Raw genomic sequence first — 20,081 nt, forward strand, 5'->3', positions numbered from 1 at the left:
GCCTCAGTAGAGGAAGGAGCAGAGGCTCATCAGCCGGATATGGAGCGAGCCCAGCAGGTTCATCACCCAGCTGCCGCCGGCATTCCCACCGGTATAGACCAGCACGTCGGCCTGACCGCCGACCCGCAGCGCCTCGACCGGGGGGAAGTCAGCGGCCTTGAAGGCGATCTTGACCGGGAAGCGCTGAGCCTGGCGCAGCCAGTCGCGGTTGTTGTCCACGCTCGGCAAGGTGCCCGCCGGTTGACCCTTACCATCGCTCACCCCGTAGCCGATGCTGCGCACCTCCCCCTCGAACAGGCGGCCGGGCAGGCTGTCGAGCAGGATGGCGACCCTGTCACCGGCGTGAATGTTGCCGAGGTTGTTCTCCGTCAGATCCGCCGACACCCAGACGTCGTGGATGGCGATCAGGGTCATGGCCGGGGCACCGGCACCGATAAACTGGCCTGCATCGGTGTGAAGATCCGTGATGAGACCGCGGCCTGGCGCCACCACCCGGGTGTTCTGGCGATCCAGCTCGGCCTTGTGTACCGCCGCACGGGCGCTGAGCAGCTGGGAGTTGTGATCGCCGTTCGCCCCGGCGGCCTCGATGGCGCGGCGCACGTCGGCCTGGGCTGCCGCCACCTGGCTCCTGGCCGTCTCGCGGCTGGCCTGGGCTACCTCGAGGCGACGCACCGAGATGGCGCCCGGATCTTCCCGATAGAGCCGCTCCTGCCGCTCGGCGTCCTTGGCCGCGTTGTCGTAGGCGGCGCGCATGGCCATCAGGGCCGCTTCGGCCGCCTTGACCCCTTCGCTATTTGCTCTGACACCGCTCAACACCGTCTGGTAATCGGAACGCGCCTTGGCCAGCGCGATGTCATAGGGTTCGGCATCGATCTCGAACAAGGGGGTGCCGGCTTCCACGTCCTGATTGTCGCGTACATATACCTGCTTGATCTGGCCGGATACCTCGGCGGCGACGGGAACCACGAAGGCCTGCACGCGAGCCTGGGAGCTGTAGGGGGTCAGCCGGTCAGCCAGCAGATACCAGATGAGCAGCAGGAGGATGAGTACCAGCAAGCCGAGCGTGGCGCGGCGGCTGGCCTGGCCGGGGGAGGCGGAGCTGTCAGTCATTCGAGGTTACCTTTCGGGCAGAGGATGAGGGTTGGGCGGCGTCGAGCAGCGGGGCCCAGTCGGCGCGCTTGCGCAAGCGGGCTTCCACTGCCGGGCTGACAAGAGGACGTTCTCGCCCCTGTTCCCAACCGCCACCCAGTGCCTTGTAGAGGGTGATGAGATCGCGCATCCGGGCGCCACGGCTGTTGACCAGCCGCTCTTGCTGATTGAACAGGGCGCGCTGGGAGTCGAGTACCCGCTGGAAGTCCGCCATCCCCTCGCGATACTGGGTGTTGGCGATGTTGAGGGAGCGGCGGGCGGCCTCGCCGGTCTGGGTCAACAGGGCGATCTCGTCCTGGCCGTTGGCGTAGGCCACGGCCGCGTCGTCCACCTCGCGTGCCGCCTTGAACACGCTGTCGCGATAGCGTTCGTGCAGTTGCTGGAAGCGGGCGTCCTGCACCAGGATCTGGTTGCCGAGCCGCCCCTGATCGAGCAGGTTCCAGCTCAGCGATGGCCCGGCGGCCCAGGAGAAGGTGCCGCTCTCCCCGCTGGTAGCGCTGATGCCCAGGGTACCGAGCAGGGTGATGGAGGGGTAGAGTTCGCTCTCGGCCACGCCGATCAGCGCCGACTGGGCGGCCAGCTGTCGCTCCGCCACCCGCACATCGGGGCGACGGCGCAGCAGATCGGCCGGCAGTTCGGTGACCAGTGCCAGCTCGCCCCGGGGGATCTTGCCGGTATCGGCATTCATCTCGGGCAGGGGCCCCGGGGATCTGGCGAGCAGGGTCGAGAGGGCATTCTGGCTCTGGCGCAGGCTGGTTTCGAGCTGCGGAATGCCGGAGAGGGTGCCCAGGTACTGGGTCTTGGCCTGCTGCACGTCCAGTTCGGCGCTGTTGCCGCTCTTGAACAGCCGTTCGGTGATCTCCAGGCTGCGCTGCTGGATACGCGCATTCTCACGAGCGATCTGCAGTCTGGCCTCGACGGTGCGAATGCTCACATAGAGCTGGGCCACCTGGGCCGCCAGCAGGACCTGGATGTCATCATATTGCGCCAGGGTGGCGAAGTAGTTGGCATCCGCCGCCTCGATCCCGCGCTGGAACTTGCCCCAGAAGTCGAGTTCCCAACCGAGGTTGAAGCCGGCGCCATAGCTGCTGCCCGAGCTGCTGTGGCCGTTGCGGGTCTGGCCCGCCTGCAGCAGCTCGGCGGTGCCGATGGTGGCCTGGGGGCCGAGCAGGCTCTCGGCGATGCCGAGCTGGGCCCGGGCCTCGAGGATCCGCAACCCCGCTATCCGCACATCCGGGTTCTTGATAAATGCCTCTTCCACCAGCGTGCTCAGCACGGGGTCGTGCAACCGGGTCCACCACTGGCGATAGTCGGTGGCCGAAGATACCTGCTGGCCCGTGCTGGCGGGGTGCCAGCCGGCCATCTCCTCGACGCGGGGCGCCTGATAGTCAGGGCCAAGCAGGGTGCAGGCACTCAACAGCAGGCATACGCCCCCCGTGAGCAGAGGGCGCATGGTATGACGCTGGACGGCCATGGGGCTATTTTTCCGCAGTAGCCAGACCTTCGTTGACCCAGGCCATGAAGATGCGATAACCGATGGAGAGCAGGGTGGCCCCGATGAACATGCCGAGGATGCCGCTGGTGGCCATGCCGCCAAGGGCGCCCAGCAATACTACCGGCATGGGCGCATCGACCCCGCGCCCGAGCAGCAGCGGTTTGAGCACGTTGTCGGCCATGCCGGCGACGATCAGCAGGACGCTGTAGAAGATGTTCAGCAGGGTGCCGTGATCGCCTGCGCTCCACATGTAGGCGATGGCGGGCCCCGTTACCAGGATCACGGGCACCTGGGCGATACCGAGGATCAGCGCCAGGACGAAGAAGATGCCGACCGCCGGGATCCCTGCCAGCATCATGACGATCCCCGCCAGCAGGGCCTGGATGAAGGCCACTCCGATGACCCCCATGGCCACGGCCCGGATGGTGCTGGTGCACAACTTGGTCAGCGACAATCCCTTGCGTTCATCCGTGATGCGCATGGCGATGCGATCGGCGCTCAGGGCGCCCGGAGCTCCCCAGGCCATCATGATGCCGGCCACGATGAAGGAGACGACGAAACCCAGCAGTCCACCCCCATGCTGGCCAGCATGCCGACCACCTGCTTGGCGAGATCGCCGAGTTGCGGCTTGTAGCTGATGAGGAGGCTGGGCAAGTCCACCGATGCCTTCAGCCAGATGGCGTGGAGCTTGGTGCCGATCAGCGGGAGGCTGGCGATGTCGGCGGAAGGCGCCGGGATCTGCAGGGTGTTGCTGTCCATTCGCTCCATCAGGGCGCTGACGCTGTCACCCAGGGAACTCAGCATGGCCACGGTGGGAACCACGATCAGCAGGATGCCCAGCAAGACCAGCAGGGTGGAGGCCCGCCCCTGTTTTCCCCCCAGCCGCACGGCAAAGCGCTGGTGGAGAGGATAGAGAGTGACGGCCAGGATCAGGGCCCACAACATCATGTTCATGAAGGGGGAGAACACGGTGAAGCAGAAAGAGCCCAACGCCAGGATCAGGCCGAACTTGATGAACATATCCAGGAACCGGGCAACCAATCGCTTTTCGACGATGGACAGATCGTTATTTTCCATTCTGGTATGACTCCAACGAGGGATGAGCACACAACCGTGCTTGTCTGACGTGAAGGACTGCCCAGCAAGCGGGTTGTACGGTAATAAATAGACTGAGTTCAGAGTGTAGGGGGTATTTCGAGGTTGCCCCCGGTTTATTTGTTGTGCCGACAATCCATGTTTAATAAATATTTAACTGATTGATATCTGGTCGATTGGTTCAATGGCGCTGATGAGGCTGGGTAATAAGGAGTCCGATCACCTGCGGCACCAGAGAACAGTTGTTTCCAGTCTAGTCTGCAGCCGGAAAACGGGGCGGATTTGCCTATATAAAATAGCGTCGACAGCGTGCGCAGTAGAATGGCGGATATTGCGGCCCTGTCATGGCTGGATATTTCTGTTGCCACAGATGGCGGTGATGAAGACGTGTCCGCAGCCAGATGCTCGATGTTGACAGTTGGACATTGACAGGAAGCATGCTGACGGCGTCCATGTGTTGATGTGTACCAAGCCGGTGCTTGTCATATTTTGAAACATGTTTTCCGCCGGTTTGCCGTTACAGATTAAACCCCGGTACAGCTTGCGGTGGTTATAACCCTGTCAACGTGAAGACAATACCGCCATTGGTAGGGTAGGTCTCACTGCGAACACTAACCGGCTTGTGGCGACTCGAACGCAACTTATTTTTTCTCGCTGAGGTTGTTTGCCTGTGCCATGCTGGCAATCGCCATCCAGGGCGTTGCTTGGCGCGGGCTACCAGCACTGGCATCTACACGTGTCTTCCGCCCTTGACGGTTCACCCCGTTTTCATCTCATGCAAGGGGATCTGAATGAACAAATCCACATGTTGCCAGGGGCTCTCCATCGCCGCCATGCTGGCCCTTTCCTCGGCCATCACGCCGGTAACGAATGCAAGAGAGAGTTTGCCGACGCAGGCTCATCTTCTCTCCAGCCAGCTGCTGACCCAGCTCAATGATACAGTGGCAAGTGACAGCGAGCGTCTGATCGCGCTTTACAAGGACTTGCACCAGCATCCCGAAATTGGCTACACGGAGGTGCGCACCGCCGGTATCGTCAGTCAGCAGTTACGCGAGTTGGGGTTCGACGTCACCGAAGGGATCGCCAAGACCGGGGTGGTCGGGGTGCTCAGAAACGGGGACGGTCCGACGGTCTGGTATCGGGCTGACATGGATGCGCTGCAGGTACGGGAGGCGACTGGGTTCGATTATGCCGCCAAGACCAAACAACGCCTGGCAGATGGCAGCGAGATCGATGTGATGCATGCTTGTGGTCACGATGCCCATGTCACCTGGTTGCTTGGCATGGCCAAGGCCATGGTCGCGCTCAAGCCCGCCTGGTCAGGTACCCTGGTGGTATATGCCCAGCCTGCGGAAGAGCCGGGGACCGGGGCGCAGAGTATGGTGGATGACGGTCTGTGGCAGCGCGGTTTCCCCAAGCCGGATTACGCCTTTGGTGCCCACGTGGTACCTGGCCCCACCGGGCTGGTTGCCAGCGCGGCGGGAGTGCGGATGGCGGGGGTCGATCAGCTCGACATTACTTTTCACGGGGTAGGCGGTCACGGTTCGACCCCCGAGCTGACGCTGGATCCCGTGGTGATGGCGGCCCAGGCTGTGCTGGCCTATCAGACCATCATCAGCCGCAATCTCGATCCCCAGCAACCAGCGGTGCTGACGGTGGGTGCCATCGAGGCGGGGCGTGACAACAACGTGATCCCGGCCAGTGCCGTGCTCAAGCTCAATCTACGCTGGTTCAGCCACGAAGTGCGTGAACTGCTGCTGCGGCGTATCGACGAGGTCAACCGGGGCATCGCCATCGCTGCCGGGGTACCGGATGACAAGTTGCCGACCCGGCTGATGAAAGGCAGTGCCGGTGCCGTGGTCAATGATGCCGAGTTGATGAGCCGAGTCACGCCTGTCTTGCGTCAGCTGCTGGGGGAGCAGAACGTGATCAGTGATTTCCCCTCTGCCATGGGCTCAGAAGATTTTGCCGAAGCCTTCAAGGGGATGAATGTCCCTTATGCCTATCAATTCATCGGAGTGGCACCGCCCGCGGTATTTGCCAAGGCCAGGGCGGAGGGAAAAACCTTCCCTTATGGGTTGCACAATCCCGACTTCTTCGTGGATCTGGCCGCCATTCCGGTCGGGGCCAGGGTCAATACGGCGACCGCGCTTAGCGTACTGGCCAAATCGGCGGGTCCGGCACAATAGCTGCGTTGAGCATTGACTACGGGTAAATAAAGGCAGGGTGTCTCGCGAGAGCACCCTATTGTCATAGTGGCAGTTACCCCTGTGTTGTCGCAAACATGGCAATGAGTTTTGTGTCAAGCGAGCCTGATCCCTTATCCTGTTGGCTATTGCGCTGCACTGGCAGCGAGCCAATCAGGGATGACATTTATGCGCCGCGTCGACTCTCACCCTCGCTTCTCTTGTTCCTCACCGCAACAGATGACCGCCCCGGGGCGCCGCTGGCCAGCCCTGCTGCTGGCGGGATTCACGGCACTGCTGCTGAGCGGCTGCGGCCCCGACAAGCCTGTGGCCAATACACCAACTACTCAACCCGCTGCCGGGCAGGAGGCTGGGGCGCCGAGTTCAGTTGTGCAGGCCAATGCCCGTCAATATCGCGATGCCCCGGCGCTGGCGCTGGTCTTCTCCGGCCCCTTGGCACCCAAGGCGAACTGGCAGAGCTGGCTTTCGGTCAGTGAGGGGGGCAAGCAGGTGCAGGGGGAGTGGATCCTGGCCGACGATGGCCGCACCCTCTATTTCCCGAACGTACAGCCCGACAAGAGCTATGAGGTGAGCCTCAAGGCGGGGCTGGGCCCATCCCCCCAGAGCTGGACTCTCAAGACCCGGCCGCTGGAGGCGGGGGCTTCGTTTACCGCCAGTGGCATGGTGTTGCCGCTGCGCGACGAGCTGCGCCTGCCCATCAGCGCGGTCAACGTGGACGAGGTCAATATCGATTTCTTCCGGGTCGATGCGGAATATCTGCCCCGTTTTCTGGCCGAGTATCGTCCCGGTGCCGGCATGGGCAACTGGGAGCTTGAACAGATCACCAAGCGGGCCAAGCGGGTGTTCAGCGGCCGCTACGCGCTGGAACTCGATGCCAACCGGCGCGAGACCCGCCTTATCAATGTGAAGGAGCCGCAGCTGGCCGAAGCTGGCGTCTACTTTGCGGTGATGTCGCCCCTTGGCAACTACGACTGGCGCAAGGAGACCACCTATTTTGCGGTGAGCGACATGGGGCTCAGTGCCCGCCGTTACCGCGATCAGCTGGAGGTGTTCGTCAGCTCCCTGGCCAGCGCCGACCCGCTCAAGGATGTGCAGCTCTCCCTGCTCGACGAGAAGGGCAACCGGCTGCAGGTGCAAACCACGGATCCGCAGGGCCATCGCCGCTTCGATCAGGTGCAGGGGGCTCGTCTGCTGCTGGCCGAGCAGGGCAACCATCTGGCGGTGCTGCGCCTCGATGGGGCGGCGCTCGATCTCTCCACCTTCGATCTCGGCACCCAGCCCTGGCAGGCCCAGCAGCTCTATCTGTTCAGCGGGCGCGACCTCTATCGCCCCGGCGAGCGGCTCGACAGCGAGATCCTGCTCAAGGGGCAGGATGGCCAGCTGCTGCCGGGCATGGCGGTGGAGCTGGAGGTGAAACAGCCGGACGGCCAGCTGCTCGAGCAGAAACGGCTGCTGCCGGACAACCTTGGCGCCGCCCATTACGGCCTGCGTTTGCCTGACGATGCGCCGCTCGGGCGCTGGACCATCAACCTCAAGACCGCCGCCGGCAGCCGCTTCGAGTGGCCTTTTCTGGTGGAGGAATTTCTGCCTGAGCGCTTGAAACTGCAGCTTGGCAAGGGGCCGGATGGTGAAGTGACGAGTCTGGACGCCGCCCTCACTCTGCCACTGCAAGGGGACTATCTCTACGGTGCGCCAGCCAGTGCCACCAAGGCCAAGGCGGAGGTGAAGTTAAGCCGCGCTACCATGCCCTTTACCCAGTGGCAGGAGTTCACTCTGGGTGACGTGCTGCTCGCCGAGCAGGCCAAGGATCTCGAGCCCCTCAATCTCACCCTCGATGCGCAGGGGCAGGGGACTTTTTCGCTGGCTGATGAGCTCGATGGAGTGCGCGCGCTCGGGCCGCTGGAGGTGGCCTATCGGGTGTCGCTCTCCGAGCCCGGTGGCCGCGCCGTCAATCGCAGCCGCACCCAGTATGGCTGGCCCGCGGGTAGCCAGTGGCCCGCGCTCAAGGCTGATTTCGTGACGGATCGGGTGGAAGGGGGCAAGCCGCTCCCCTTCCTGCTCCTCAACCTCGATGACAAGGGTCATCCGGTGGCGGGGACTGTGAAGGTGCGCCTTATCAACGAGTACCGCGACTACTACTGGCACTACGCCGATGGCGAGGGGTGGAAGTACGAGTTCAACAGCCAGCCCTATCTGGAGCAGGAGCAGACCCTGCAGCTGGATGGCAAGGGGCCGACCCCGCTCACGCTGCAACTGGCGGCGGGCTGGTATCGGTTGGAAGTGGAGAACAGTCAGGGCCATCAATCGAGCCTGCGGGTGGAGATAGGCAGTTACGCCTGGGGCGGCGGTGGCGAGCAGGCGCGGCCTGACAAGATTGCCATCACCCTCGACAAGCGCGCCTATCAGGCGGGTGACAAGGCCAAAGTGACGCTGGTGGCCCCGCGCCCCGGCAAGGGGTTGCTGCTGGTGGAAGATGGCGACGGCCTGCGCTGGTGGCAGCGTATCGAGCTCAAGGGGGCCGGTGGCGATGCCAAGGATGCCCGCGGCGAGTTCGAGATCCCGGTCAGCCCCGAGTGGCAGCGCCATGACCTGCATATCTCGGCCCAGATCGCCGCGCTAGACAGCGCCTCCAAACCGGCTGGCAAGCAGCAGGGGCAGAGCCTGCGCTCGGTCGGACTGGTGCCGCTCACCCTGGACCGGGAAGCGCGCCGTCTGCCGCTCACCCTGAGCGCACCGGACAAAGCCGTACCGCTCACCCGACTGGAAGTAACCGCGACCTCCACCCCCAACAGTCAGGGCCGCGTGGTGCTGGCTGCGGTGGATCGGGGCGTGCTCAATATCAGCGCCTACCAGCCCCTCGACCCGTTCGAGATCTTCTTTGGTCGCAAGCGCTTCTCCCAAGATTTGTTCGACAACTACGGGCAAGTGATCCCGCCGCAAGATGGCAAGCTGGCCCGCCTCAACTACGGCGGCGATCGGGCGCCGCTGAAAAAGGGAGGCGCGCTGGAGAGCCGGGTCGAGATTGCCGCACTCTGGAGCGGCGAAGTCAGTTTTGATGAGAGCGGCAAGGCGGTGATCCCGCTCGATCTGCCCAACTTCAACGGCGCGTTGGCGCTGATGGCGCTGGCCTGGAACGAACAGCAGGTGGGTGAGGCCGAGCGCGCCGTCAAGGTAGTGGCGCCGCTGGTGGCCGAAATTGGCTGGCCGCGCTTTGGCGCCAGAGGGGATGAGACCCGGGCGCTGGTGCAACTGCGCAACATGAGCGGTGAGGATCAGACCCTCTCCCTTGCCTGGACCCTGAACGGTGGGCTCAAGGCAAACGGCGAACTGCCCGGCACCCTTTCCCTGAAAAATGGCGAAGAGCAGTGGTTGACCCTGCCGCTCACCGTGACCGGGGCGAGCGGCGTGGCAAGCCTGCAGTTGGCGGCCAGCGGCAAGGATTTTGCCATCAGCCGCGACTGGACTCTGCCGCTGCGATCCCCCTGGCCGGCGGAGACTCGCCAGCGCTACCAGATGCTGGCCCCCGGCCAGCAGATGAGCTTTGTGCCAGCTGAGCTGGCCGGTCTGGATCGTGCCAACCTGCAGGGGCTGCTCAGCCTCTCCGGCACTCCCCCCTGGGATCCGGCAGCCCAGTGGCAGGCGCTGGCCGACTACCCCTACGCCTGTCTGGAGCAGACCCTGTCCCGTGCCTGGCCTTACTTGCTGACCACGGCCGATGAGCGGGCCGCCTGGAGCAAACCCGCAGAGGGCAAGCAAGCGGCGAGCGAGGCGGACGTGCAACGCGCCCTGCTGCAACGGCTGCAGCGGTTGCAACTGCCAAGCGGCGGTTTTGGCCTCTGGGATGGTCGCTCCGACGAGGAGCAGTGGCTCACCGCCTATGCAGCCGACTACCTGCTGGCGCGCAAGGAGGCGGGCGACGCCGTGCCGGAGGCGATGCTCAATCAGGCGCTGAACCGGCTGCAGAGCTATCTCACCGACAGCCAGTACGGCGAGCGCTGGAGCAGTGCCCCCGAGCACAGCCGTCTTGCCTATCAGGCCTACAGCGCCTATGTGCTGGCCCGGGTGGGCAAGGCGCCGCTCGCTACCTTGCGCCTTGTCTGGGAGCAGCAGGCCGATCACGCCCGCTCCGGTTTGCCGCTCTTGTACCTCTCGCTGGCGCTCTCGGCCATGGGGGATGAGCAGAACGCCACCAAGGCCCTCAGCCGGGCATTGGCGACCGAGCGCGGTGACGACTATCTGGGGGATTACGGTTCGCCGCTACGCGATCAGGCCCTTGAGCTCTCCTTGCTGCGCCAGCACAAGCTGGCTGCGGAGCGCTGGCCGGCTCTCAGCGCCAAGGTGGCCGATACCCTGGCTCACCGTCAGTGGCTCAGCACTCAGGAGCGGCTCGCCTTGTTGCGACTCGCCCGCTTCGATCCGGCCGTCGACTGGCAGGCCAGGGTCGCCTCATCCTCTGGCATTGAAGCCTTGAGCGGTTCGGCCGCGTTGCAACAGGGTGCCCCCGAGGCACTGGCGGCCAGCGCCGTCACCAACGAGGGCAAGGGATCCCTCTATGTGCAGCGTACACTGATCGGTTACCCAGAACAGGCTCCTGCTCGGTTGAGTCAGGGGATAAGCGTGACCCGCAGCTGGTTCAACAGCGACGGTCAGCCGTTTGATCCCGCCAAGGTGAAGGTGGGCGATCTGGTGGTGGTGCGGCTCAATGTCAGCAGTGAATCGGCGGTGCCCGATGCCCTGCTGGTGGAGATGGTGCCCGCTGGCTTCGAGCTGGAGAATCCGGCTCTTGGCAACAGCATCAAGCTCGAAGAGCTCTCCATCGAGGGGAAACCGGCGTGGCAGAGTGAATGGAACGACTACCTCAAGCATCAGGAGTTTCGCGACGACCGCTACACGGCGGCGCTGGATCTGAGCGAGGGGAGCAACCAGCAGCTGGTCTACCTGATGCGGGCGGTGACGCCGGGTCGCTATCAGGTGCCGCCGACCCAGGTGGAGGATATGTACCGCCCCGAGATCCGGGCTGTGGGTGAGGATATCCACGAGGTGCGTATCTCTGAGTAACAAACCATCCCTTGAGCGGGTTCGCCCGCTCACCCGTTGGCAGCGTGGCTGGCTGAGCTTGGGTCGCAGTGGCGGCATTTGCCGCCACTGGCTGGGCCGTCTACCGCGCTGGCTGCGATGTTCGGTGCTGGCGGTTGTTGCCCTGTTTCTGTCGCTGCTGGCGCTGGATCGACTCTTCCCGCCGCCGCCACTCGACCCTGCCTACGCACGGGTGGTGCTCGACATGAAGGGGCGACCGCTGCGCGCCTTTGCCGATACCAGCGGCGTGTGGCGCTACCCCGTGACCCTGGAGCAGGTCTCCCCCCGCTATATCGAGGCGCTGCTGGGCTACGAGGATCGCTACTTCTGGCGTCATCCCGGGGTCAATCCGGTGGCCATGGTGCGCGGGGTCTGGCAGTGGCTGCGCTACGGGCGAGCCGTGTCGGGCGGCTCGACTCTCACCATGCAGGTGGCGCGTCTTATCGAGCCCTACCACAGGAGCGTGCCCGGCAAGCTGCGCCAGATGGCCCGCGCGCTGCAGCTGGAGTGGCACTACGACAAGCGCACCCTGCTCACCGTCTACCTCAACCGGGCGCCGTTTGGCGGCAATCTGGAGGGGGTGCAGGCGGCAAGTTTTGCCTATCTCGGCAAGAGCGCCGCCAAGCTGACCTATGCCGAGGCGGCACTGTTGGCGGTGCTGCCGCAGGCTCCCAGCCGCAACCGGCCGGACCGGCATCCCGAGCGAGCTCGCGCGGCTCGCGACAAGGTGATGCAGAGGCTGGTGGCACAGGGCGTCTGGCCCGAACAGGTATGGTTGGAGGGACGTATCGAGCCGGTGCTGGCCCGCGGTCACTTCACGCCGATGGAGGCGCCGCTGTTTGCCCGTCTTGCCGCCGACAATCAGGTGGGGGCGCTGGTGCACACCACCATTGACGGCGATCTGCAGCGCTGGCTGGAGGGGCGGGTGGCAAGCTATATCCGCCGTTTCCCCGAGCAGACCTCCGCGGCCCTGCTGCTGGTAGACAACAAAACCATGGCTGTGCGCGCCTATGTGGGCAGCGCCGAGTATGGCAATTTGCGCCGCCACGGTTACCTCGACATGGTCCAGGCGATCCGCTCTCCCGGCTCTACGCTGAAACCCTTTATCTACGGTCTGGCCATGGACGAAGGATTGGTGCACTCGGCCTCCCTGCTCTCCGATGCGCCAAGGCTCGGGTCTGACTATCGCCCCGCCAACTTTTCCGGCGCCTTTCAGGGGCCGGTGACCCTGGCTCAGGCGCTGCAGCAATCCCTCAACGTGCCGGTGGTGCAGGTGCTGGAGGCGCTTGGGCCGGACAAGCTGGTCAGCCGCTTAGACAACGCCGGGGTGCGGCTGGCGCTCTCCGACAAGCCCAATCCGGCCATAGCACTGGGGGCGGCTGGCATTCGGCTCGAGCAGCTGGTGGCGCTCTACAGCTCGCTGACCCGGCAGGGGCAGGTAGCGATGCCGGTCTGGCTGGCGGGGCAGCGGGCGGTGTCACGCCCCTTGCTGAGCCCGGGAGCGGCCTGGGTTATCTGGCAGATCCTGAGCGCGCAGGGGCGGGCGGACCAGCCTTTTGCCAGCGAGGCGACCGGCCGGGTCAATCGACTGGCCTGGAAGACTGGCACCAGCTATGGCTATCGCGACAGCTGGGCGATGGGGGTCTCCGGTCGCTGGACCATTGGCGTCTGGTTGGGTCGCCCCGACGGTACCCCCATGCCCGGTTTCTACGGCCAGAGCGCGGCGGTGCCGCTGCTGCTCTCGGTCTACTCGCGATTGGCTGACAACAGCCCCTTGCCGGTGCAGCCCAACACGGTGAGCGAGGCCGAAGTTTGCTGGCCGCTGGGGCGCAAGGCGAGCGCAACCCTGCCTGAGGCCTGTTTGCAGCGCCAGAGCGCCTGGTTGCTGGAAGGGCGCGATCCTCCCACCTTGTCGGATCCCATGGACTGGCCCTCGCCGCTGCGGCAAGTGGCGTTGACCAAGGAGGGCAAGCTGACTCTGACTCGTTGCCACGATGCGGCGCAATCCGGTTTTCGGGCGCTCTGGCCGCTCTCGCTGGAGCCGTGGCGCACGCCCGGCGAGCGGCGTCAGGCGCTGCTGGCCAGCGGCTGCGCGGGGGAGGGGCAGAGCGCCGAGCTGCAGGCCCCCATTCGCATCGTGGCGCTGGGGGAGGGGAATCTTATTCGCAGCCAGCGTTACCGGCTGCAACCCAAGGTGCTGGGCGGTGTCGGCAAGCCGGCCTGGTTTCTCAACGGCCAGCGGCTGCGCTGGGACGGCGATCAGGTGCTGAGCGAGGCGGGTCGTTATCAGCTGGTGGTGGTGGACGAGGCGGGCAACAGCGATCGCATCGAGTTTCGGCTGGAGAATCCCTCCTGAGGGGAGGAGCCTCTCTTTGGGGGGTCAGAATATTGACGACATCGGGGGATGGCTCCGATGTCGTCAGCGGATTGTCGATTTCCTAGCAGGGCGTCGCGGATTCAGGGCTTGACCTGCCCCAGCCGGGTGAAGAAGTGCTGACTCTTGCGCTGGTGGAAGTGGCTCTTCTTGATGGAGTGAAACACCAGCTTGCTGTCCGGATGGCTCGCCTTGAGGCGATGGATCATCGCCATGGCAGGCAGGCCGGTACTGACCAGGGTAGTGAGCGGCAGACTCTGGGTCTGCGGCCCCAACAGCTGGTTGAGCCCCTGCTGGGCCTGCTCGAAGCGGGTCAGCACGGCGGGCTCGGCGTAGCCGCTGCCCAGCATGGTGAGCAGGGCATCGAGCGCCTGATTGAACTCGGCCAATTGCTGGCGAAAGCCGCTGCGGCTGCGCAGGGCGATCAGCTCTGCAAACGGGATGTCAGCCAAGTGAGTGGGCACTTGCAGCGGGATCTCGAGGTGGAAGCAATCCTGACCACCGCGGTTGTGATAGCGGGATTCCAGCAGGTGGAGCAGCCGGTCCAGATAGTCGTGATCGGTGATGAGCGCTCCCTCATTGGCTAGCGCCCACTCGCGGGCGAGCCGCATGGAGAGCAGGTTGGCAAAGCGCCGTGCCATCCTGAACCCGCCCTCTTCCCGGCTGGCAAAACCGTGAGTCAGGCAAAAGCCGTGCAGCCGCTCCAGCCCTGCCTGGGCCGGGCAGAAGCAGTCGTGGTTGGCCGGCGTGCGCCAGCGACCGATCAGCTCCTTGTTGCCAAATACCTTGTGACGCACGAAGTCGGGGGCGAGCAGGCTGCTCAGCTGACTCTCCAGCTGGGGAGTGATGGTGGCGAAGAAGGTGGCATCCGGCCGCTCGGCCAGCAGATCCGTCTCCTGTTCGAGCGTCTGCAGCAGGGCGGTGAGGCCGCTCTTCTCACTGACGGTGAAGACGAAGGCGAGCCGCTCCAGATAGAGCAGGGCAAACTTGAGCCACAGCTCGTCGCGCACTTCCATGCCGGGGTAGTAGATGTAGGTCTTCATCGAATGGGTCTGTGGTCAGGAATGTTGCCGGGACGCAGGTTCGGGAATATACGCAAGATTGCCTCGGTGCGGCAAACATTGCGTGGGGGAATGTGAGCAAACGCTCATCCAGTAGGCGCTGGCCACAAAGTTCTGATATAATTCGCGCCCTTAAATCAAGGTCACCCGAGTCATTACCATGAAGTTCATTATCAAGCTGTTCCCGGAAATCACCATCAAGAGCAAGTCGGTTCGCCAGCGCTTTATCAAGATCCTGCAGGGCAATATCCGCAATGTCCTGCGCCGCTTCGACGACGATGCCCGGGTGCGGATGGATTGGGACAAGCTGATCGTGAGCTCCCGCAATGACCAGTTCCGTGAACAGGCCATCGAAGCCCTGGCCTGCATCCCCGGCATTCAAGCCTTCCTCGAGGTGCAGGCCAGCAAGTTTACCGACTTGCACGACATCTTCGAGCAGGTGAAAGCCGTGTGGGGTGACCAGCTCGAGGGGAAAACCTTCTGCGTGCGCGCCAAGCGCCACGGCAAGCACGAGTTCTCCTCCCTCGAAGTGGAGCGCTACGTGGGCGGTGGCCTGAACCAGCACTGTGTGAGCAACGGCGTGCGTCTCAAGAATCCGGATGTGAAGATCAACCTCGAGATCGACGGCGAAGAGCTCTTCATCGTCAGCGCCATCCATCAGGGCCTGAGCGGCATGCCCATCGCTACCCAGGAAGATGTGCTGAGCCTCATCTCCGGCGGTTTTGACTCCGGTGTTGCCTCCTTCCAGTTCATCAAGCGCGGCTGCCGGGTGCACTACTGCTTCTTCAATCTGGGGGGGGCCGCTCACGAGATCGGCGTCAAGCAGGTGGCCTATCACCTGTGGAACCGCTTCGGCTCCTCCCACCGGGTGCGTTTCACCGCGGTGGACTTCGAGCCGGTGGTGGCCGAGATCCTTGAGAAGATCGACAACGGCCAGATGGGCGTGGTGCTCAAGCGGATGATGATGCGTGCCGCCGCCAAGGTGGCCGACGAGTTCCAGATCCCGGCGCTGGTGACCGGCGAGTGCGTGGGTCAGGTTTCCAGCCAGACCCTCACCAACCTGAACGTTATCGACCGGGTGACCGACAAGGTAATCCTGCGCCCGCTCATCACCTGGGACAAGCCGGACATCATCAGCGAAGCCCGTCGCATCGGCACCCTGGAGTTTGCCGAGACCATGCCGGAGTACTGCGGTGTCATCTCCAAGAAGCCGACCGTGAAGGCCGAGCTCTCCCGCATCGAGGCGGAAGAGGAGAACTTCGACTTCGCCATTCTGGACAAGGTGGTGGCCGAGGCCCGTTACCTCGACATTCGTCGCATCGGTGAAGAGACCGCCGCCGAGGTGCAGGAAGTGGAGACTACCGCCGAGAGCGGTGACAACGAGGTGATCCTTGATATCCGCTCCATGGACGAGCACGACGAGAAGCCGCTGCTGGTAGAAGGGCGTGAGGTCATGCATATCCCCTTCTTCAAGCTGGCCACCGCCTTTGGCGATCTGCCCAAGGAGAAGACCTACCTGCTTTATTGCGATCGCGGCGTGATGAGCAAGCTGCAGGCGCTCTATCTGAAAGAGAAGGGCTTTGCCAACGTCAAGGTGTACCGTCCGTAATATGACGTTCAAGCATGCATAAAAAAATCCGGCCAATGAGCCGGATTTTTTTATTTCACTCGGGGAAGATGCCCTTCGTTAAGGGCAAGGCACCGGGGTAAAGGTGGATTGCCCCTGGCAGCGCCACCCCATCTCAGCCTGACGCATCTGCCACAGGTTGTTGCTGCGAAACAGGGTCAGGATGTAGATCATGTCGCTCTTGGTGCCGTCGAGGGCAACGGAGAGCACCAGATCGTTGTCCAGCTGTTGTGCCTGGATGCGACTGGGGATGTCGCTGTGGCCGACAAAACGCAATGCCACTTCACGATAGTCATTGACCCAGCTCTGCTGGGCAGTGCTTGCCTGTCGGATCTGCTGGTTGAACTGCTGCACCGGGGTGGAAGCGAGCCGTCCAAACAGTACCTGCGCTTCGGCCTGCGCCGTTGCCACATTCATCAATAGCAGTGATGTGATGAGTCCAAGTTTTTGCATGAGGGATTCCGGCTTACAACACTGGACCTTATGACAACAGAAAAGCCTGCTTGGTTCAACGCAACCTGGCCAGGAGTGCGACTCGTTCCCTGGCCACGGCATCAATTGCGCTGCAGGGAGAAGGTGGGCAGTGACAGATGCCAATAGATGGCCGCCACCCGCAGACCGAACACCGCCGTCATGCAGATGAGCATGGCGGTCACCCGATCCACGTTTATCTCCAGCGCCAGGGTATAGAGGATGCCCCCCAGGATACAGGCGGTGGCATAGATCTCTTTTTGCAAGACCATGGGCACCTCACGGGCCAGCACGTCCCTGATCATGCCGCCGGCCACCCCTGTCATGGTGCCCATCAATACGGCGATAAGCCCCGATGTACCAAAGTTGAGGGCTTTTTGCGCCCCGATCACGGTAAAGAGTGCCAGCCCGAAGGCGTCGGCGACCGGCAGCACGTACCAGGGCATGCGGCGGGGCAGCTTGACCATCCACATCCCGATGAGTGCCGTTGCTATCACCACCCAGATGTAGAGAGGGTCACGTACCCAGAAGACGGGGGTGGCCCCCAGGATCATGTCGCGGATGGTTCCGCCCCCGATGGCGGTGACTGCCGCCAACACCATGACACCAAAACCGTCCATCCTGAGGCGGCCCGCCACCAAAACCCCCGAAAACGCGAATACCGCAGTACCAAACATGTCGCTGATGTAAACAATCTGCTCAACCAGTGTTTGCATGGAGAACAACTCACGTCCAATTGTTGATGGGGTCGCGATTTTAGGGGGATTGCGGCGTCTGACCAATGGCTGCCAGCAAGAAGTGGGAGCCAGACCAAGTTTTTGCCGGCGGTGATGATGCCGGTTGTCGTCATGGTGCCTGAGCGGTGCCAGATCGCCGGCAAGTCGCACGCTGCCTCACCCACCGCCCTCTGTTGTTTGCATCATGAACCTTGCAGGAAAAACAGAGCATTTTTTTCCTCAAGTTCAACGAGAACATGCCGATAAATAGGGTAAGCGGCGTTAATGCGATGAAGCGTTGAAAATAATGCTAAAGACATCGAAAAAGAGGCCGTTAAATAAGAGGCATCGAACAGGAAAGACAATAAAGTTCGAGCGAATTAGATAGTGAATTTAATAGCTTAGGAGAATAGTCATGGGTCTTTATATCAATACGAACGTTTCATCGCTTAACGCTCAGCGTAACCTGATGAACACCAACAAATCTCTGGATACATCCTACACCCGTCTGGCATCTGGTCTGCGCATCAACAGCGCCAAAGACGATGCCGCCGGCCTGCAGATTTCCAACCGTTTGACCTCCCAGATCAATGGCTTGGATCAGGGCAACCGCAACGCCAACGACGGTATCTCCGTCGCCCAGACTGCTGAAGGCGCCATGGATGAAATCACCTCCATGTTGCAACGGATGCGTACCCTGTCTCAGCAGTCCGCCAACGGTTCCAACAACACCGATGATCGTACCGCGTTGCAGCAAGAGTACACCCAGCTGATTACTGAGATTGACCGAGTAGCAAAAGATACTACTTTTGGTGGTACGAATATATTAAACGGCAATTATTTTGGAACTTTCCAAGTTGGTGCTGATGCTGGTCAGACAATTACTTTTAAACTGACATCAGCCTTTACCTTGAGTGGTATAGCATCAGCTTCTAAAGGTAGCGCAACAGTTCAATCTGTTGCTACAGCCGATAAATATAAAGTCACAAAATCGGCGACAGCAACAACAACGACTAGTGTGGGCAGTATCACAACGGCAAGCGCAGCCCAGCTAGCTATGGCGAATTTGGATTTTATGATTAAGGTGGTTGATAGCAAGCGTGCGGAATTGGGTGCGGTGCAGAACCGGTTCGATTCAACCATTCGTAACCAGGCGAACGTCTCTGAAAACGTCAGTGCCGCGCGTTCACGGATCCGCGATGCCGATTTCGCGACCGAGACCGCCAACCTGACCAAGCAGAACATTCTGCAACAGGCTGCCTCGACCATACTGTCCCAAGCAAACCAGCGTCCGCAGTCAGCACTCTCCCTGCTGCAGGGCTGATAAAAGAAAACAGGGCGGTTGTTCAGGCCGCCCTGGTCAAGAGATGGAACAAAGGGGTGTTCGGTTCGCACTCTGTTCTATCGGGAGAGAATCTATTCTCTACTAGTAAAGCCAAGTGTTGTACAGCTGTTCAGTTCTGTCACGCTTGGTCATATTCTCCTGAGCGTATGCTCGTTTTAGGCCGGATTTTCCGGCCTCTTTTTATTGTGCCGTCAAATTGACGCCACTCCCCCATAGCAAAGCACAAACTGTGCCAAATATGTTCATTCATCTCTCCAAGCTGGTCTCAGGTCTGCTGCCGCGTCCAAGGACATAGAGTGCCTGCCGTTTGCCGCTTGCCGGACAAAACTTGCCACCTTCGGCAATTATTTTCCTAAAGCTTGTCGCTGTTCTGCCGTTAAATAAAGTGAAGCAATCGAGGGGTGTTCGGAATCCAACGTTTGCACTACTGCGGGTGGCCTGTCCGTTCAAACAGACACCCGCCAGAAGAATCAGGATCGTTCAACCTGTTCTTCTAACGGTGGGACGCCGCTTTGGCGGCGCAACCCGCAGTCGCATGTTCTTCGGGAGAATATTTTATGGCCATGTATATCAACACGAATACTTCATCACTGAACGCCCAGCGTAACCTGATGAACACCAACAAGTCCTTGGATACGTCCTACACCAGACTGGCTTCCGGTCTGCGTATCAACACCGCCAAGGACGATGCCGCCGGTCTGCAGATCTCCAACCGTTTGACCTCTCAGATCAACGGACTGGATCAAGGTAACCGCAACGCCAACGATGGTATCTCTGTTGCCCAAACGGCAGAAGGGGCCATGGATGAAGTAACTTCCATGTTACAGCGGATGCGTACACTAGCCCAGCAGTCCTCAAATGGGTCCAATAATACGGACGACCGTGTCGCACTGCAGCAGGAATATGATCAGCTAATAACTGAGATAGACCGTATTTCTGAAGACACTACTTTTGGTGGGCAGAAGCTGCTTGATGGCAAGTACAAGGGGACTTTCCAAGTTGGTGCTGATGCAGGGCAGACTATCTCCTTTAAAATGACGTCTGCATTTAGTATCAAAGGAATTGCAACAGCAACAAAAGGAAGTGCAACAGTTGCCTCCACTGCTACTGCAGATAAATATACTGTATCAAAACTTACAACCGCAGCGACGACTACTAGTGTGAGCAGTATTAAAACTGCAAGTGGAGCTCAGCTGGCCATGGCGAACCTTGATTTCATGATCAAGGCAGTTGACAGCAAACGGGCAGAGCTGGGTGCGGTGCAGAACCGCTTCGACTCGACCATTCGCAACCAGTCCAACGTTTCCGAGAACCTGAGTGCAGCACGCTCTCGTATCCGCGACGCAGACTTTGCGACCGAGACTGCCAACCTGACCAAGCAGAACATTCTGCAACAGGCGGCGTCCAGCATCCTGGCGCAAGCCAACCAAAGACCGCAATCTGCTCTGTCCCTGCTGGGTTAACA

13 protein-coding genes are annotated in these 20,081 nt (G+C 61.7%); 6 read left to right on the top strand and 7 right to left on the bottom strand.

All coding sequences use genetic code 11. The features are described 5' to 3' along the window. Nucleotides 1-3: 3 nt before the first annotated feature. From E5E97_RS13500 to E5E97_RS23550, 4 genes are read right to left on the bottom strand one after another with little or no spacing between them, the layout of a single operon-like run. Complete coding sequence (locus E5E97_RS13500) at nt 4-1,110, bottom strand: HlyD family secretion protein (RefSeq protein WP_024943697.1); 1,107 nt, start codon at nt 1,108-1,110, stop codon at nt 4-6. Then, the gene (locus E5E97_RS13505; RefSeq protein WP_253265083.1) at nt 1,103-2,602 is read right to left on the bottom strand and encodes an efflux transporter outer membrane subunit; all 1,500 of its coding nucleotides are present in this window, start codon (nt 2,600-2,602) and stop codon (nt 1,103-1,105) included. Before E5E97_RS13505 ends, E5E97_RS13500 begins: the two co-directional genes overlap by 8 nt. 25 nt (nt 2,603-2,627) lie before the next feature. Next, nucleotides 2,628-3,173, bottom strand: coding sequence for an AI-2E family transporter (locus E5E97_RS23545; RefSeq protein WP_253265084.1), 546 nt, complete (start codon nt 3,171-3,173; stop codon nt 2,628-2,630). Further along, entirely contained in the window at nt 3,170-3,721 is a 552-nt protein-coding gene (locus tag E5E97_RS23550; RefSeq protein WP_253265085.1) for a hypothetical protein, read from the bottom strand. Before E5E97_RS23550 ends, E5E97_RS23545 begins: the two co-directional genes overlap by 4 nt. Before the next feature lie 809 nt (nt 3,722-4,530). On the opposite strand from E5E97_RS23550, the gene E5E97_RS13515 reads away from it, so the two are divergent. The 3 genes from E5E97_RS13515 (at nt 4,531) to pbpC (ending at nt 13,378) form a co-directional block, all read left to right on the top strand. Then, nucleotides 4,531-5,928, top strand: a complete 1,398-nt coding sequence (locus E5E97_RS13515) for an amidohydrolase (RefSeq protein WP_024943695.1) — start codon at nt 4,531-4,533, stop codon at nt 5,926-5,928. A 108-nt stretch (nt 5,929-6,036) separates the two neighbouring features. Further along, nucleotides 6,037-11,004 carry an alpha-2-macroglobulin gene (locus E5E97_RS13520; protein WP_171280420.1) on the top strand — a complete coding sequence of 1,656 codons (4,968 nt, stop codon included), beginning with the start codon at nt 6,037-6,039 and terminating at the stop codon, nt 11,002-11,004. Further along, complete coding sequence (gene pbpC / locus E5E97_RS13525; RefSeq protein ID WP_171280421.1) at nt 10,970-13,378, top strand: penicillin-binding protein 1C; 2,409 nt, start codon at nt 10,970-10,972, stop codon at nt 13,376-13,378. Before E5E97_RS13520 ends, pbpC begins: the two co-directional genes overlap by 35 nt. Nucleotides 13,379-13,479: 101 nt before the next feature. On the opposite strand, the gene E5E97_RS13530 is transcribed toward pbpC, so the two are convergent. After that, the gene (locus tag E5E97_RS13530; RefSeq protein WP_171280422.1) at nt 13,480-14,439 is read right to left on the bottom strand and encodes a hypothetical protein; all 960 of its coding nucleotides are present in this window, start codon (nt 14,437-14,439) and stop codon (nt 13,480-13,482) included. A gap of 178 nt (nt 14,440-14,617) precedes the next feature. Between E5E97_RS13530 and thiI the strand changes: the two genes are divergently transcribed. Then, a complete protein-coding gene (gene thiI, locus E5E97_RS13535; RefSeq protein WP_024946451.1) occupies nt 14,618-16,066 on the top strand; it encodes a tRNA uracil 4-sulfurtransferase ThiI in 1,449 nt (482 codons plus the stop codon). Nucleotides 16,067-16,144: 78 nt separating this feature from the next. Here the strand turns inward: thiI and E5E97_RS13540 are convergent, their stop codons facing one another. Beyond that, nucleotides 16,145-16,537 (bottom strand): hypothetical protein, encoded by a 393-nt coding sequence (locus tag E5E97_RS13540; protein WP_039214967.1) that lies wholly within the window; start codon nt 16,535-16,537, stop codon nt 16,145-16,147. A 101-nt stretch (nt 16,538-16,638) separates the two neighbouring features. Beyond that, on the bottom strand, nt 16,639-17,271 hold the full coding sequence (locus tag E5E97_RS13545) for a trimeric intracellular cation channel family protein (protein ID WP_011705587.1): 633 nt from the start codon (nt 17,269-17,271) through the stop codon (nt 16,639-16,641). 415 nt (nt 17,272-17,686) lie between these two features. On the opposite strand from E5E97_RS13545, the gene flaA reads away from it, so the two are divergent. Both flaA and flaB read left to right on the top strand, forming a co-directional pair. Then, nucleotides 17,687-18,595 carry a flagellin A gene (gene flaA / locus E5E97_RS13550; RefSeq protein WP_011705588.1) on the top strand — a complete coding sequence of 303 codons (909 nt, stop codon included), beginning with the start codon at nt 17,687-17,689 and terminating at the stop codon, nt 18,593-18,595. 578 nt (nt 18,596-19,173) lie between these two features. Next, nucleotides 19,174-20,079 carry a flagellin B gene (gene flaB, locus E5E97_RS13555; protein ID WP_011705589.1) on the top strand — a complete coding sequence of 302 codons (906 nt, stop codon included), beginning with the start codon at nt 19,174-19,176 and terminating at the stop codon, nt 20,077-20,079. Nucleotides 20,080-20,081 lie beyond the last annotated feature (2 nt).

This window comes from Aeromonas sp. 2692-1 (genome assembly GCF_013085505.1).
Classification (GTDB): Bacteria; Pseudomonadota; Gammaproteobacteria; order Enterobacterales; family Aeromonadaceae; genus Aeromonas; species Aeromonas hydrophila.

Coding starts and splice junctions, on each gene's coding strand:
- E5E97_RS13540 (WP_039214967.1), bottom strand. CDS start 16,537: ATGCAAAAACTTGGACTCATCACATCACTGCTATTGATGAATGTGGCA.
- flaA (WP_011705588.1), top strand. CDS start 17,687: ATGGGTCTTTATATCAATACGAACGTTTCATCGCTTAACGCTCAGCGT.
- E5E97_RS13500 (WP_024943697.1), bottom strand. CDS start 1,110: ATGACTGACAGCTCCGCCTCCCCCGGCCAGGCCAGCCGCCGCGCCACG.
- E5E97_RS13530 (WP_171280422.1), bottom strand. CDS start 14,439: ATGAAGACCTACATCTACTACCCCGGCATGGAAGTGCGCGACGAGCTG.
- thiI (WP_024946451.1), top strand. CDS start 14,618: ATGAAGTTCATTATCAAGCTGTTCCCGGAAATCACCATCAAGAGCAAG.
- E5E97_RS13505 (WP_253265083.1), bottom strand. CDS start 2,602: ATGCGCCCTCTGCTCACGGGGGGCGTATGCCTGCTGTTGAGTGCCTGC.
- E5E97_RS23545 (WP_253265084.1), bottom strand. CDS start 3,173: ATGATGGCCTGGGGAGCTCCGGGCGCCCTGAGCGCCGATCGCATCGCC.
- E5E97_RS13515 (WP_024943695.1), top strand. CDS start 4,531: ATGAACAAATCCACATGTTGCCAGGGGCTCTCCATCGCCGCCATGCTG.
- flaB (WP_011705589.1), top strand. CDS start 19,174: ATGGCCATGTATATCAACACGAATACTTCATCACTGAACGCCCAGCGT.
- E5E97_RS13545 (WP_011705587.1), bottom strand. CDS start 17,271: ATGCAAACACTGGTTGAGCAGATTGTTTACATCAGCGACATGTTTGGT.
- E5E97_RS23550 (WP_253265085.1), bottom strand. CDS start 3,721: ATGGAAAATAACGATCTGTCCATCGTCGAAAAGCGATTGGTTGCCCGG.